Annotated in this window: 12 protein-coding genes and 2 pseudogenes; 8 read left to right on the plus strand and 6 right to left on the minus strand. The window is 71.8% G+C overall.

Annotation, left to right across the window (positions count from 1 at the left end; all coding sequences use genetic code 11):
- Window positions 1-196: 196 nt before the first annotated feature.
- Window positions 197-652, plus strand: a complete 456-nt coding sequence (locus C8250_RS15145) for an adenylyltransferase/cytidyltransferase family protein (protein WP_138353807.1) — start codon at window positions 197-199, stop codon at window positions 650-652.
- Window positions 653-693: 41 nt separating this feature from the next.
- Here C8250_RS15145 and C8250_RS15150 read toward each other — a convergent pair whose 3' ends face one another.
- Window positions 694-1,386 carry a CDP-alcohol phosphatidyltransferase family protein gene (locus tag C8250_RS15150; RefSeq protein ID WP_232485478.1) on the minus strand — a complete coding sequence of 231 codons (693 nt, stop codon included), beginning with the start codon at window positions 1,384-1,386 and terminating at the stop codon, window positions 694-696.
- A gap of 209 nt (window positions 1,387-1,595) precedes the next feature.
- Between C8250_RS15150 and C8250_RS15155 the strand changes: the two genes are divergently transcribed.
- Together C8250_RS15155 and C8250_RS15160 are read left to right on the plus strand one after the other, a co-directional pair.
- The gene (locus C8250_RS15155; RefSeq protein WP_187144847.1) at window positions 1,596-2,384 is read left to right on the plus strand and encodes a polysaccharide deacetylase family protein; all 789 of its coding nucleotides are present in this window, start codon (window positions 1,596-1,598) and stop codon (window positions 2,382-2,384) included.
- Window positions 2,384-3,577, plus strand: coding sequence for a YncE family protein (locus C8250_RS15160; protein WP_138357606.1), 1,194 nt, complete (start codon window positions 2,384-2,386; stop codon window positions 3,575-3,577). Before C8250_RS15155 ends, C8250_RS15160 begins: the two co-directional genes overlap by 1 nt.
- Before the next feature lie 26 nt (window positions 3,578-3,603).
- Here the strand turns inward: C8250_RS15160 and C8250_RS15165 are convergent.
- The 3 genes and pseudogenes from C8250_RS15165 to C8250_RS15175 all read right to left on the minus strand — a co-directional run.
- Window positions 3,604-4,674 (minus strand): annotated as a pseudogene (locus tag C8250_RS15165) (serine hydrolase domain-containing protein); the annotation flags it as partial.
- The gene (locus C8250_RS15170) at window positions 4,640-4,837 is read right to left on the minus strand and encodes a hypothetical protein (protein WP_138357608.1); all 198 of its coding nucleotides are present in this window, start codon (window positions 4,835-4,837) and stop codon (window positions 4,640-4,642) included. The pseudogene C8250_RS15165 and the gene C8250_RS15170, both read right to left, overlap by 35 nt.
- A 16-nt stretch (window positions 4,838-4,853) precedes the next feature.
- Window positions 4,854-6,122 carry a multidrug effflux MFS transporter gene (locus C8250_RS15175; protein WP_138357609.1) on the minus strand — a complete coding sequence of 423 codons (1,269 nt, stop codon included), beginning with the start codon at window positions 6,120-6,122 and terminating at the stop codon, window positions 4,854-4,856.
- Between the two features lie 170 nt (window positions 6,123-6,292).
- Here C8250_RS15175 and C8250_RS15180 point away from each other — a divergent pair, with 170 nt between their 5' ends.
- Both C8250_RS15180 and C8250_RS15185 read left to right on the plus strand, forming a co-directional pair.
- Complete coding sequence (locus C8250_RS15180) at window positions 6,293-7,318, plus strand: Gfo/Idh/MocA family oxidoreductase (RefSeq protein ID WP_244809149.1); 1,026 nt, start codon at window positions 6,293-6,295, stop codon at window positions 7,316-7,318.
- A gap of 209 nt (window positions 7,319-7,527) precedes the next feature.
- Window positions 7,528-7,650 (plus strand): annotated as a pseudogene (locus tag C8250_RS15185) (Tat pathway signal sequence domain protein); the annotation flags it as partial.
- Window positions 7,651-7,678: 28 nt separating this feature from the next.
- Here C8250_RS15185 and C8250_RS15190 read toward each other — a convergent pair.
- Window positions 7,679-7,990: a 4a-hydroxytetrahydrobiopterin dehydratase gene (locus tag C8250_RS15190; protein ID WP_138357611.1), complete on the minus strand. Its 312-nt coding sequence runs from the start codon at window positions 7,988-7,990 to the stop codon at window positions 7,679-7,681.
- A gap of 94 nt (window positions 7,991-8,084) precedes the next feature.
- Here C8250_RS15190 and C8250_RS15195 point away from each other — a divergent pair, with 94 nt between their 5' ends.
- From C8250_RS15195 to C8250_RS15205, 3 genes are all read left to right on the plus strand, one after another.
- Window positions 8,085-8,888 (plus strand): SDR family oxidoreductase, encoded by an 804-nt coding sequence (locus tag C8250_RS15195; RefSeq protein WP_138357612.1) that lies wholly within the window; start codon window positions 8,085-8,087, stop codon window positions 8,886-8,888.
- A gap of 110 nt (window positions 8,889-8,998) precedes the next feature.
- On the plus strand, window positions 8,999-9,925 hold the full coding sequence (locus C8250_RS15200; RefSeq protein ID WP_138357613.1) for a tyrosine-protein phosphatase: 927 nt from the start codon (window positions 8,999-9,001) through the stop codon (window positions 9,923-9,925).
- Window positions 9,926-10,009: 84 nt separating this feature from the next.
- The gene (locus C8250_RS15205; RefSeq protein ID WP_138357614.1) at window positions 10,010-10,867 is read left to right on the plus strand and encodes a PhzF family phenazine biosynthesis isomerase; all 858 of its coding nucleotides are present in this window, start codon (window positions 10,010-10,012) and stop codon (window positions 10,865-10,867) included.
- 7 nt (window positions 10,868-10,874) lie between these two features.
- Here C8250_RS15205 and C8250_RS15210 read toward each other — a convergent pair whose 3' ends face one another.
- Complete coding sequence (locus tag C8250_RS15210; RefSeq protein ID WP_138357615.1) at window positions 10,875-12,518, minus strand: TROVE domain-containing protein; 1,644 nt, start codon at window positions 12,516-12,518, stop codon at window positions 10,875-10,877.
- Between the last annotated feature and the right edge of the window lies 1 nt (window position 12,519).

The raw sequence follows: 12,519 nt of genomic DNA on the forward strand, positions 1-12,519 counted from the left end.
CGACACGGCGCGCCCCGTTCCCCCCAGAAGTGACCAAGCGTCCACCCTAACTGTTCACCGGTGCTACATGTTGACGATTCCAGCCGGTCTTCGTTTCGCAAATCGTCGCTTAGTATCTGCGACGTCCGGCTATCGTCGGAGACTCACCATCGCCTTGGGCATTACCGGGCGGGGCAGTACGGCTGGGGGTCGTTTCGTGGCACACCGTGTCGGCTACGCGCCAGGGGTCTACGACCTCTTCCACGTGGGGCATCTCAACATCCTTCGGCATGCCCGCAGCCAGTGCGACTATCTCGTCGCGGGCGTCGTCTCCGACGAAATGGCCGAATTGGCCAAGGGGCGCCGGCCCATGGTTCCGCTGATCGAGCGGCTGGAGATCGTCCGCAGCGTGCGCTTCGTGGACGCGGCCTTCGTCGAGACCGTCCCCGACAAGGTGGAGACCTGGCAGCAGGTGCGCTTCGACGTCATCTTCAAGGGCGACGACTGGCGCGGCACCGAGAAGGGCGCCCGCCTGGAGCGGGACTTCGCGGCGGTCGGCGTCGAGGTCGTGTACTTCCCGTACACCGTGCACACGTCCAGCACCCAGCTGCGCCGGGCGCTGGACGTACTCACCGAGCCCGTCACCCCGGAAGGCGCCGAGCGCCACGGTTGAACGGCCCGACTCCCCGGAGCCGGGGATCGGACGGCGGGGGATCAGGAGGCCGGGGCGCCCACGGCCTTCAGTTCGCGGAACCACTTCGCCAGGAACGCGCCCAGGAACAGCACGTACACCCCGCCCAGGAACGCGTAGGCGTACAGGAACGCCCGTCCGCCGCCCAGCGCCAGGAAGACCACGCAGAAGACCCCGTAGTCGACGGGCAGCAGGCCCACGGCCCTGATCCGCGACGGGGCGGCCGGCGCGGATCCGGGCGCGGATTTCGGCTTGAGCTTTTCGGTCAGCAGCCCGCCGACGTAGATCATCACGGCGGCGAACTGGAAGCCGAGCGGCAGCAGCAGCCAACCCTCGCCCGGCAGATCGAAGAAGCGGTAGAACGAGATCAGCACCGCGGCGTGCACGCCGGTGATCTTCCCGCAGTCCACCACATGGTCCAGCCACTCCCCCGCCGGACTGCCACGGCGCAGCAGCCGTGCCAGCTGGCCGTCGGCCGAGTCGAAGGCGAAGCCGATCACCAGCGCGAGGTAGACAGCGACCGACAGCGTCCAGGACGGGCGCACCAGCGCGACCGCCGCGATGGCGCCGTAGGTGAAGGCCATGCTGACCAGCGTCACCTGATTGGGTGTGAGTCCGACCCGGTAGGCAGCCGCGGCGAGCACCCGGCCGGCCGGCCGGTTGATGTAGCGCGAGTACAGCGACACGCCCTTCGCCGACTTCTGCGCGGTGCGCAGTTCTCGCAGCGCGGTGCCGAAACCGGCCTCCCGAACTGCCGTTGTTCCCGCCACGTAGCCCCCCACGTCGTCCTGTCTGCGGCATACCCCTGGCACACCAATGGCCGCTCGCGTACCGCGGGTCCACATCATGTCAGCCGACTCCGCCACGCGCCGCGCCGCCCCAATAACATCAAAAGATCGGGCATTGCGCCCTAAAGTGGTCCTCAATGTCCATGACCCGCCGTACCGTGCTGCAGGTCGCCGCCGCCGGAGCCCTGCTCACCGGCTGTGCGGACGGGACGGCCCCTCCGCCGCCGGGGCCTCCCCGGACCCCGCGGCCAGCCAGGCGCCCCCCGAGCACCCGCCCGCCGCACCCTCCCTCCGCTCACCCCGCACTGCCACCACTGCCGCCCGGCCTGCCCGCGCAGATCGAGCACGGGCCCAGAAACCGCCCCCAGGTCGCGCTCACCTTCCACGGCCGGGGCGAACCGGCCATCGCCACCGCCCTGCTGACCGAGGCGGAGCGGGCCGGGGCGCGGCTGACGGTGCTGGCCGTCGGCGAGTGGCTGGACCAGTACCCGCAACTCGCCCGCCGGATCCTCGACGGCGGTCATGAGCTGGGCAACCACACCCAGACCCACGGCAACATCTGCGCGATGGGCGCGGCCGCCGCGACCGCCGAGATCACCGGCTGCGCGGACCGGCTGCGCAAGCTCACCGGTTCGCCCGGCCGCTGGTTCCGGCCGTCCCAGGCCCGGCTGGCCACCCCGCTCGTCGAACGCCTCGCCCGGCAGGCGGGATACGAGCACGTCCTCGCGTACGACGTGGACTCCCTCGACTTCACCGAACCCGGAACCGGGGCCGTCCGGGCCAAGGTGGCCAAGGACGTCGGCCCCGGATCCGTGGTGAGCCTGCACTTCGGGTACGCCGGCACGATCGCCGCACTGCCCGGGATCCTCGACGACCTGAAACGGCGCGGGCTGCGCGCCGTGACCACGACGGAGCTACTGACCTGATGCGTCCTGTGAACCGTGTGCGCCCCGCCGTCCTGCTGGCCGCCACCATCGCCCTCGTGACCGCCACCGCCGGCTGCGGGAAGGACGGCACCGAACAGCACGCGCCCTCCCCGGCGGCCACCAAGGCCGCCGTCAGGTCGGCCCCGGCCAAGATCCTGCCCCAGGGGCTGCCGGGTATGCCGCCGGTGCTCGACCCGAAGGACGTCTACGCGGCGGACCGCCCCAACGCGCTCTCCCCGGTGGTGAAGAACTTCCCGTCCCGGGTGTACGTGCCGAACACCAACTCCAACACGGTGTCGGTGATCGACCCGGCGACGTACAAGGTCATCGAGACGATCCCGGTCGGTGAGCAGCCGCAGCACGTCGTCCCGTCCTGGGACCTCAAGACGCTCTGGGTCAACAACGACGTCGGCAACTCGCTGACCCCGATCGACCCGGCGACCGGCCGGGCCGGCTCCACCGTCCAGGTGCACGACCCCTACAACCTGTACTTCACCCCGAACGGCAAGTACGCGGTGGTGATGGCCTCCCTCGACCGCGAGCTGGTCTTCCGCGACGCGCACAGCATGAAGGTCAAGAAGACCGTCCCGGTGTCCTGCTACGGCGTCAACCACGCGGACTTCTCGCCCGACGGCCGGTACTTCATCGTCTCCTGCGAGTTCTCCGCGGAGCTGCTCAAGGTCGACACCGAGAAGATGGAGATCGTCGGCCAGCAGCGGCTGCCGTTCGACGGCGCGATGCCGCAGGACGTGAAGATGTCCCCCGACGGCAAGACCTGGTACATCGCCGACATGATGGCCGACGGCATGTGGGTGCTGCACGGCGACACGTTCTCCAAGCCGTATCTGATGCCCACCGGCAAGGGCTGCCACGGCCTCTACGTCAGCCGTGACTCCAAGTCGATGTACATCTCCAACCGCGGCGAGGGGTCGGTGTCGGTGCTGGACTTCGCCACCAACAAGCTCATCCACAAGTGGGAGATCCCGGGCGGCGGCAGCCCCGACATGGGCGGGGTGTCCGCGGACGGCAAGGTGCTGTGGCTGTCGGGGCGCTACAACGCCGAGGTCTACGCGATCGACACCAGCGACGGCCACACGATCGCCAAGATCCCGGTCGGCTCGGGCCCGCACGGCCTGGCCGTCTACCCGCAGCCCGGCCGCTACTCGCTGGGCCACACCGGGATCTTCCGCTAGGACCCCGGGGTCCCCGAGGCCTTCAGGACGCTCCGGGCCAGGCAGGTGGCGGCCGCGGCCCGGGGCGCGCTGCCCTCCCGCCAGGTACGGCTGGGATGCACCGAGTTGGTGAGCAGCACCAGGAACGTGTCGGTGGCGGGATCGATCACCAGGCTCGTACCGGTGAAACCGCTGTGCCCGACGGCGCCGTGGCCGGCCAGCTCGCCCATCAGGCCCGGCTGGTCGGTCTCGAAGCCGGGGTAGGGCCCGCCGGCGTCGAGCAGCGACCGGCAGAACAGGGCGAGGTCCCACGCGGTGGAGAAGAGCCCGGCGTGCCCGCTGACCCCGCCCGCCGCGTAGGCGTTCTCGTCATGGACGACGCCGTGCACCATGCCGCGGTCGAGCTTGCCCCAGGGCCGCCGCTGGTCCTCGGTCGCGGCGATCCGGGGCAGCAGGGCGGCGGGCGGGTTGTAGCCGGTGTCCTTCATGCCGAGCGGCCCGGTGATCCCGTCCCTGACCAGGACGTCCAGCGGCGTTCCTGTGGCCCGTTCCAGTACCTGCTGGAGGGCGATCAGATTGAGGTCGGAGTAGATCCGGACGGTGCCGGGCGGGTGCAGCGGCCGCTCGTCCCACGGCAGCCGCAGCCGGGCCGCCGGGGTGGGCAGGTCGTAGAACGGCAGCTCGGGGCGGAAGCCGGAGGTGTGGTCGAGCAGCTGCCGTACGGTGATGTCCGCCGTGCCCGCGGCGGCGAACTCCGGCACGTACGAGGCCACCGGCCGGTCGAGGTCCAGGAGCCGCGCCGCGACGACGGCTGTGCAGAGCTTGCTGACGGACGCCAGGTCGAAGACCGTGTCGGGCCGCATCGGCACCCACCGCTCCGGCGGCAGCTCCACACCGCGGTCGGCGGCCGCGTCGTAGCCCGCGTACCGCACCGCCCAGCCGACCGCCTCGTGCAGCGCGACGACCTGGCCGCGCCCGGCGAGCACGACCGCGCCCGCGCACCAGGGGTGGACGGGCGACGGCTCCAGGGCCGTCCTCAGCCCGGGGACGAGCCGCCGCAGTTCCCCGGCGTCGAGGCCGGCCTCAGGGCAGGTACCTCTCGACAGCGGCGGCGCCATGCTCCTCCAGCTCCTTGCGGGCCCTCTCGATCCGGGCGGGAGTGGGTTCGCGGCCGGAGAGCATCACCAGGTCCTCCGGATCCACCGCGTTCTCGGACCCGGTGTGCAGCACGCTGTCGGCGGTCTTGAACGCCCAGCGGTTCCCGTCGATCGGCTCGGACATTCCTGCCTCCAGATGACTACGGTGCATCCACCCTACGACGCCACGGGCGGCACAGCCCGGCGAAGCATCCGACGGCGATCAGCGCGCAGGCCAGCTGGACCACCGCCATCGGGACCGCCGTGTGCTCCCCCGCGATCCCGACCAGCGGCGAGACGACCGCGCCGATGAGGAACGAGGTCGTGCCGAGCAGGGCGGACGCGGAGCCGGCCGCGTGCTTGGTGCGCATCAGCGCCAGCGCGTTCGTGTTCGGCAGCGCCAGGCCCATGGCCGACATCAGGACGAACAGGCCCGCCGCCATCGGGACCAGTCCCACCCGGCCGAACATCCCGGAGGCCATGACCAGTAGCGCCACGGCGGCCAGCGTGATGACCGCGAGGCCCACGCCGAGCGCCTTGTCGAGGCTGAACCGGCCGATCAGCACCTTGCCGTTGAGCTGACCGACCGCGACCAGACCGACCGAGTTCAGGCCGAAGAGCAGGCTGAAGGTCTGCGGGGAGGCGCCGTAGATGTCCTGCACGACGAAGGCCGAGGCGGAGATGTACGCGAAGAGCGCGGCGAAGGCGAAGCCGCCCGCGAGCATGTAGCCGGTGAAGACCCGGTCGGCGAGCAGCCCGCGCATCGCGGAGAGCGTCTGGCCGAGGCCGCCGCTGTGCCGGTCCGCCGGGGCCAGGGTCTCGTCCAGCTGCCGCCAGACCAGCAGGGTGAGCAGCACCCCGATCACCGTCAGAACGCCGAAGACGCCGCGCCAGTCGGTGAGCCGCAGCACCTGGCCGCCGATGACGGGCGCGATGACCGGGGCGACCCCGGAGACCAGCATGAGGGTGGAGAAGAACCGGGCCATCTCGACGCCGTCGTACAGATCGCGGACGACGGCCCGGGCGATGACGATGCCCGCGGCGCCCGCCAGGCCCTGGAACAGCCGGAAGGCGATCAGCAGCTCGGCGCTGGGCGCGAAGGCGCAGACGGCGGTGGCGATGACGTAGACCACCATGCCGGCGAGGAGCGGCCGGCGGCGCCCCCACTTGTCGCTCATCGGCCCGACGACCAGCTGCCCGAGCGCCATGCCGGCCAGGCAGGCGGTGAGGGTGAGCTGGATGGTCGCGGCGGGGCTGTGCAGCGCGTCGGTGACCTTCGGCAGGGCCGGCAGGTACATGTCCATCGAGAGCGGTGCCAGCGCGGTCAGCCCGCCCAGCACCAGCGTGACGAGCCACCCGGTACGGCGCTGCGCGGTGAGCCGTTGCGCGTCGGATATGCGCGCGTCGGCGCTCGGACCGGCTTCCTGCATGGGGCACCCCCGATAATCGTTGAATCCTTGCCTATCCTTTCAGGCATACACACGTGGTCGAGACCTGATGGGGCGGACGCATGGTGCACAGCGGGCACGACGAGCATGGCGCAGACGGCGGACACGGCATAGAAGGCGTTTCCGGCTCGTCCGGACCCGCGGGTGGCGCTGTGGGCGGCGCGGAAGGCGCGGAAGGCGCGGGCCGGCCGATCCGGTGGGGGATCCTGGCGACCGGCGGCATCGCCGCCACCTTCACCGAGGCCCTGCTGACCCTGCCGGACGCCGAGGTCGCCGCGGTCGGCTCCCGCAGCATCGGCTCCGCCAAGACCTTCGCCGACCGCTACGGCATCGACCGCGCCTACGGCAGCTGGGCCGAGCTCGCCCAGGACGACAGCCTCGACGTCGTCTACGTCGCGACCCCGCACTCCGCGCACCGCGCCGCCGCCGGGCTGTGCCTGGAGGCCGGCCGCGCCGTGCTGTGCGAGAAGGCGTTCACGGTCAACGTCCGCGAGGCCGCGGAGCTGACCGCCCTCGCCGCCGACCACGGCAGCTTCCTCATGGAGGCCATGTGGATGTACTGCAACCCGCTGATCCTGCGCATGGCCGAGCTCGTACGGGACGGCGCCATCGGCGAGATCACCACCGTCCACGCCGACTTCGGGATCGCCGGCCCGTTCGCCGCCGACCACCGGCTCCGGGACCCCGCCCAGGCCGGCGGCGCGCTCCTCGACCTCGGCGTCTACCCCGTCTCCTTCGCGCACCTGCTGCTCGGCGAGCCCGACACCGTCCGGGCCACCGCCCACCTCACGCCCGAGGGCGTCGACGACAACACCGGCATCGTCCTGGGCTGGGACAGCGGCGCGGTCGCCCTCCTCAGCTGCTCCATCACCTCCGGCACTCCCGTCACCGCCTCGGTGACCGGCTCCACGGGACGCATCGAGATCCCGCACGGCTACTTCCACCCCGACCGCTTCACCCTCCACCGCGACGGCCACGAGCCCCGGGAGTACCTGCTCTCCGAGGTCACCGACGTCCCGGAGCGCGACAGCCTGCGGCACGAGGCCGCCGAGGTCATGCGGTGCCTGCGGGCCGGCGAGACCCAGTCGCCGCTCGTGCCGCTGGCGGGGACGCTCGCCGTCATGCGCACCCTGGACGCGGTCCGCGAGCGGATCGGGGTGCGGTACCCGGGCGAGTGACGGGTCGGTGAGGGTCGTCGGGATCCTCCGGAGGACCCGGTGCGCGGCGCCCGGAGAATGAGGATCGGGTCCATGGCTGAGTTGCTGACGCACGACGGGACCTGGACGTTCGACGACAAGGTCATCCGTATCGTCCCGGGCCGTGACCGGGGGCCGAGCCGCCGGTGCCGTCGCCCGAGGACGCCGTCCCGGCGCAGGTCTCCGACCGCGCCGAGGACCCGGACGCGCTGCTGCGGCGGCTGCGCGAACTGGGCGACCTCAAGCGCGACGGGATACTGACGGACGAGGCGTTCACCGCCGCCGAGTCCGCCCTGCTGCGCCGGTTCGGCTGACCGTCGCCTTCTGCGCCCTGAGGGCCGGCTACTGCGCTCCGTGGGCCGGGGCGATGGCCGCGATGCGGGCGGCCAGACCGAAGTCCTTCGCCGTCAGCCGGCTGCCGGCCGAATGCGTGGTGATCGACACGCCGAGCGTGTCGTACCCGAGGGTGAGATCCGAGTGGTGGTCCAGCTCCGCCTGCACCTGAGCGATGTGCACCGCGAGGATCGCGGCGGCCAGGTGCGCCAGCCGGTACGTACGGACGAGAGCGGTACCGTCCGCGGAGAGTTCCCAGCCCGGGAGTTCCGCGAGACGGTCGGCGATCTCCTTGTCGGACAGCGGGTCGACGATCGGCATAGGGCCTCCTGCGGGACGGTGGTCACCTTCGGGGCTGCGGTCACCTTCGGGGCTGCGCTGATCTCCATCCTCGCACCGCATACCCTGCGATGCCATGAGTGAGATCCAGAAGGTGGCAGTGGTGACGGGCGCCGGATCCGGCGTGGGGCGCGCGGTGGCGCTGGCGCTGACCGGGGCCGGCTGGTCGGTGGCGCTCGCGGGCCGCCGTCAGGAAGCGCTGGAGGAGACGGCCCGGCTGGCGGCGGCTCGGCCGGACGGGGACGCGGGGGCAGCCGGGGACACCGGGGCGCCGCCGGGCGGCCGCACCCTCGTCGTGCCCGCGGACGTGACCCGGCCCGAGGACGTCGACCGGCTCTTCGCGTCGGTGCGGAGCGGCTTCGGGCCGCTCGGCCTGCTGTTCAACAACGCCGGGATGTTCGGGCCGCCGGTGCCGCTGGAGGACCTCACATACGAGCAGTGGCGCTCGGTCGTCGACGTCAACCTCACCGGCGCGTTCCTGTGCGCGCAGGGGGCGTTCCGAGCGATGAAGGAGCAGGACCCGCAGGGCGGCCGGATCATCAACAACGGCTCGATCTCGGCGCATGTGCCGCGCCCGAACAGCGTCGCGTACACGTCCACCAAGCACGCGATGACCGGTCTGACGAAGTCGCTGTCCCTGGACGGCCGCGCGTACCGGATCGCCTGCGGCCAGATCGACATCGGCAACGCGGCGACCGAGATGACCGCCCGGATGACGACCGGGGTCCAGCAGGCCAACGGCACGACGGCGGTGGAACCGGTGATGGACGTGACCGACGTCGCGCGCACGGTGCTGCACATGGCCGGGCTGCCGCTGGAGGCGAACGTGCAGTTCGCGACGGTGATGGCGACGGCGATGCCGTACATCGGGCGCGGCTGACCGGCCCGACTCCGCCGGACGGCGGTTTGTTGACTATTCGTCAGCAAGGCTGTTCCGCTCTCAAGATCCTCGCGCTACGGTCCCGCTCCCGACCAGGAAGGGACCCCCGTATGCGGACCGGAGCACGCGCCGCCACCGCGCTCGCCCTCGCACTCGTCCTCGCAGGACCGCTCGTCCCCGCCGCCCAAGCGGCGGGGACGAGCCCTCCGGCAGCCCGAAAATCCCAGGCACCCTCACCGGCCACGGCGCACAGCCGGGTGCTCACCGTCCCCGGCACCGTCAACGCCCGGGACACCGGCGGCTACCGCACCTACGACGGCGCCACCACCCGGTGGAACACCCTCTACCGGACCGAGAGCCTGGCCAAGCTCCCGCCGGCCGGCGTCACCGCGCTCGCCGGGCTCGGACTGCGCGCCGTCATCGACCTGCGCAGCCCCTCGGAGGTCCGGGTCGACGGCGCCGACCGGCTGCCGGCCGGACCGGTACCGGTCGCGCTGCCCGTCGACGACACCGGCCTCTACCTGTTCATCGCGCAGGTCGTCGGCAGTGCCGACCCGGCCGCCCAGGAAGCGGCCCTCGGCGGCGACCGGGCGGCGCAGCGGATGCGGACCGCCTACCGCGGCTTCGTCACGTCCGCGGCGAACCGCGCCGCCCTCGGCGCCGCGATCCGCCGGATCGCGGACTCCACGGGCCCGGTGGTGGTCCACTGCACCGCGGGCAAGGACCGTACGGGCGTACTGATCGACACGGTCCTGCGGGCCGTCGGCGTACCGCAGTCCACGACCACCGCCGACTACCTGCTCTCCAACGACCTGCGCGCCGCCGCCGACCGGGCCGTGCGCGACCAGGTCAAGCAGCTGGGCCTGATGCGGAACCCTGACCTCCTCATCCCGCTCCAGGAGGTCAGGACGGAGTACCTCGCGGCCTTCCGGGACCAGGCGGAGCACGACTACGGATCCTTCGGCCGCTTCCTGACCGACGGCCTCGGCCTGGACCCGTCGACGCTCGTACGGCTGCGCCTGCGGCTGGTCGCCTGACCCGCGAAGGCCCCCACGAAGTGCGGACGAAGTCCTTGTACGGGCGCGGGAACATCGCGGCGGTGGTCGTCGTTGGTGCAGGTCATGACGTCGATTCACGGCACCGAGGTGCTTCGCTACACCGCTTTCTCCGACGACCCGGCCGGGGGCAACCCGGCCGGTGTCGTCCTGGACGCCGCCGGCCTCGGCGAGACGGAGATGCTCGCCGTCGCCGCCGAGGTCGGCTACTCGGAGACGGCCTTCATCACCGCCTCGCAGGGGCGCTCCCTCACCGTCCGCTACTTCAGCCCGAAGGCCGAAGTGCCGTTCTGCGGCCATGCCACGGTCGCCACGGCGGTCGCCCTCGGCGAGCGGATCGGTGTCGGTGACCTGCTGTTCTCGACAGCCGCCGGTGAGGTTCCGGTCACGGTCGCCGCAGACGCCTCCGGCGCGCTGCGCGCCACGCTCACCAGTGTCGAGCCGAAGGTCGAGGAGATCCCGGACGCGGCCGTCACCGAGGCGCTCGAAGCCCTCGGCTGGCCGGCCGCCGACCTCGATCCCGCCTTCGCACCCCGGATCGCCTACGCCGGCGCCCGCCACCTCGTGCTCGCCGCCGCGACCCGTGAGCGGCTGGCCGCGCTCGACTACGACTTCGAGCGGCTGGCCGCCTTCATGCTCAGCCTCGACCTGACCACCGTCCAACTGGTGTGGCGCGCCTCGGACTCCGTCTTCCACGTCCGGGACCCGTTCCCGGTCGGCGGCGTCGTCGAGGACCCGGCCACGGGCGCGGCCGCCCTGGCACTGGGCGCGTACCTCCGCGACCGGAAGCTGGTCACCGCGCCCGCCGTCCTCACCCTCCACCAGGGCGACGACCTCGGCCGCCCGGGCGTCCTCACCGTCGAACTGCGGGCGGACGACCCCCGCATCCGCGTCAGCGGAACGGGGGCCGTCATCCCGGCCTGATGTCTCGTCAGGCCTTGTTCTCCCAGGGCCACTTGGCGTCATGCCCGGCTTCCAGCAGCGGAACCGTGCGGAACGCCGCGTCGGTGAGCCCGCCGAACGTGTGGCGGTTCGCGCTGCCGGACGGCGCGTGGCCGGCGCGGTAGCCCGCGAGGTTCCAGGTGTACATCGGCACCGTGGCCGGGATCGCCGCGGTGACCTCCTGGGTGTCCGTACCGGCCTGCTCGTCGGTGACGATCACCACCCGGTCGTGCCCCTTGAACTCCAGTCGCAGCGCGGCGGCGGTGTCCGTGCCGCCGCCCAGGAACCAGCCGCCGTCCTTCCACCGGCCGACGGCCTTGAGCAGCGACTCGCCCCGCGGCTGCGGGAACGCCTTCGTGCGCGCTCCCGGCTTGTCGCTGACGTAGTAGCGGGCGCTGGAGAACGACACGACATCGCCGCCGGCACACCGCTGGCCCAGCGCGATCCCGAAGAGCGCGGCCGCGTCCCAGCGCATCAGCGTGCCGTCCCGGGAGAAACCGGCCTCCATGGACGAGCTGGTGTCCACCATGACCAGCGTCCGGCCGCCCAGCACCGGGATGTTGGCCAGCGACGCGGTGAGCGCCTTCTCCAGCGCGTAGCCCCAGCGCAGCGACGGCGCCGCGTTGTACGCCGAGTAGAACCGCATCGGCAGCTGACGCGACCGCGCCACCTGCTCCGGGTCGGCGAGCCGCTTCGCGACCCCCTCGGCGACCTCGTCACTCACCCCGGCCTCGTCGAAGTTCCGGAGATTGCGCAGCAGCGCCATGTATCCCATGGACGGGATCACGGCCTCCCACGCGGCGGCGTCCATCGGCCCCTGCAGCCACCCCGCCAGCGCCTCCCACGTCATCCCCGCGTCCGCCAGTCGCGCCGCCCCCTCGGGCCCGGTCACCAGCGCCCGCCGCTCCGCGACCGGCACCGCCATCAGCGCGCGGTGCGCGGTCAGCGTCCGATTGGACGCCGGCGGCACCGCCGTGTCGGGGTTGTGCCGGCGGTCGAGCGCATAGCGGAACAGCTCGCCCTGCCACGCCTTTCCGGCGTCCGGCGCGGCGTGCACCAGATTGAGGATGTCGCCGAACCGGTAACCCTTCGACGCCGTGTCGTACTTCAGCAGCGACTTCCCGCTGTAGAGCCGCTGCACCGAATCCGCGATACCGCGCTTGACCGGCTTGGGCACATTACGGCCGTACCGAGCGGTCCAGTACGCGAGCAGCTCACCGGGCTCGTCAGGACGCCGCAGCACGGAATCGACGACAGCCCGGTTGGAAACACCCGGAACGGCCGTCTCGCCCTTCCCGTCCTCGAGCCGCGCCTTGACGAATTCCGCGGCCCCGACAATCGCCGCCGTCCGCATGTTGCCGTCCCCCCGCAGCCACCCGAGCAGCCCGGCCGTCCACAGCGGGTCCTCGACAGCGAGCTGCCGGACCAGAGCGCTGAAACGGTCGTCGCGCTGCCCGCCCGTCTCGTAGAAGGACTCCTGCGCAACGAAGTTCGCGACCGCGAGCAGGAACAGCTCGCTCTTGGCATCACGCAGATATCCGGCTCCACCCTGATGCGTGACACTCCGCTCCCCCGAGCTGGTCACGGGCGAGACAACGGACGGCTTGGCCGTACGGGTATTGAAACGGGACATG

The organism is Streptomyces sp. So13.3, from assembly GCF_005860785.2.
Lineage (GTDB): Bacteria > Actinomycetota > Actinomycetes > Streptomycetales > Streptomycetaceae > Actinacidiphila > Actinacidiphila fildesensis.

Coding starts and splice junctions, on each gene's coding strand:
- C8250_RS15155 (WP_187144847.1), top strand. CDS start 1,596: ATGTCCATGACCCGCCGTACCGTGCTGCAGGTCGCCGCCGCCGGAGCC.
- C8250_RS15160 (WP_138357606.1), top strand. CDS start 2,384: ATGCGTCCTGTGAACCGTGTGCGCCCCGCCGTCCTGCTGGCCGCCACC.
- C8250_RS15170 (WP_138357608.1), bottom strand. CDS start 4,837: ATGTCCGAGCCGATCGACGGGAACCGCTGGGCGTTCAAGACCGCCGAC.
- C8250_RS15175 (WP_138357609.1), bottom strand. CDS start 6,122: ATGCAGGAAGCCGGTCCGAGCGCCGACGCGCGCATATCCGACGCGCAA.
- C8250_RS15190 (WP_138357611.1), bottom strand. CDS start 7,990: ATGCCGATCGTCGACCCGCTGTCCGACAAGGAGATCGCCGACCGTCTC.
- C8250_RS15195 (WP_138357612.1), top strand. CDS start 8,085: ATGAGTGAGATCCAGAAGGTGGCAGTGGTGACGGGCGCCGGATCCGGC.
- C8250_RS15200 (WP_138357613.1), top strand. CDS start 8,999: ATGCGGACCGGAGCACGCGCCGCCACCGCGCTCGCCCTCGCACTCGTC.
- C8250_RS15205 (WP_138357614.1), top strand. CDS start 10,010: ATGACGTCGATTCACGGCACCGAGGTGCTTCGCTACACCGCTTTCTCC.
- C8250_RS15210 (WP_138357615.1), bottom strand. CDS start 12,518: ATGTCCCGTTTCAATACCCGTACGGCCAAGCCGTCCGTTGTCTCGCCC.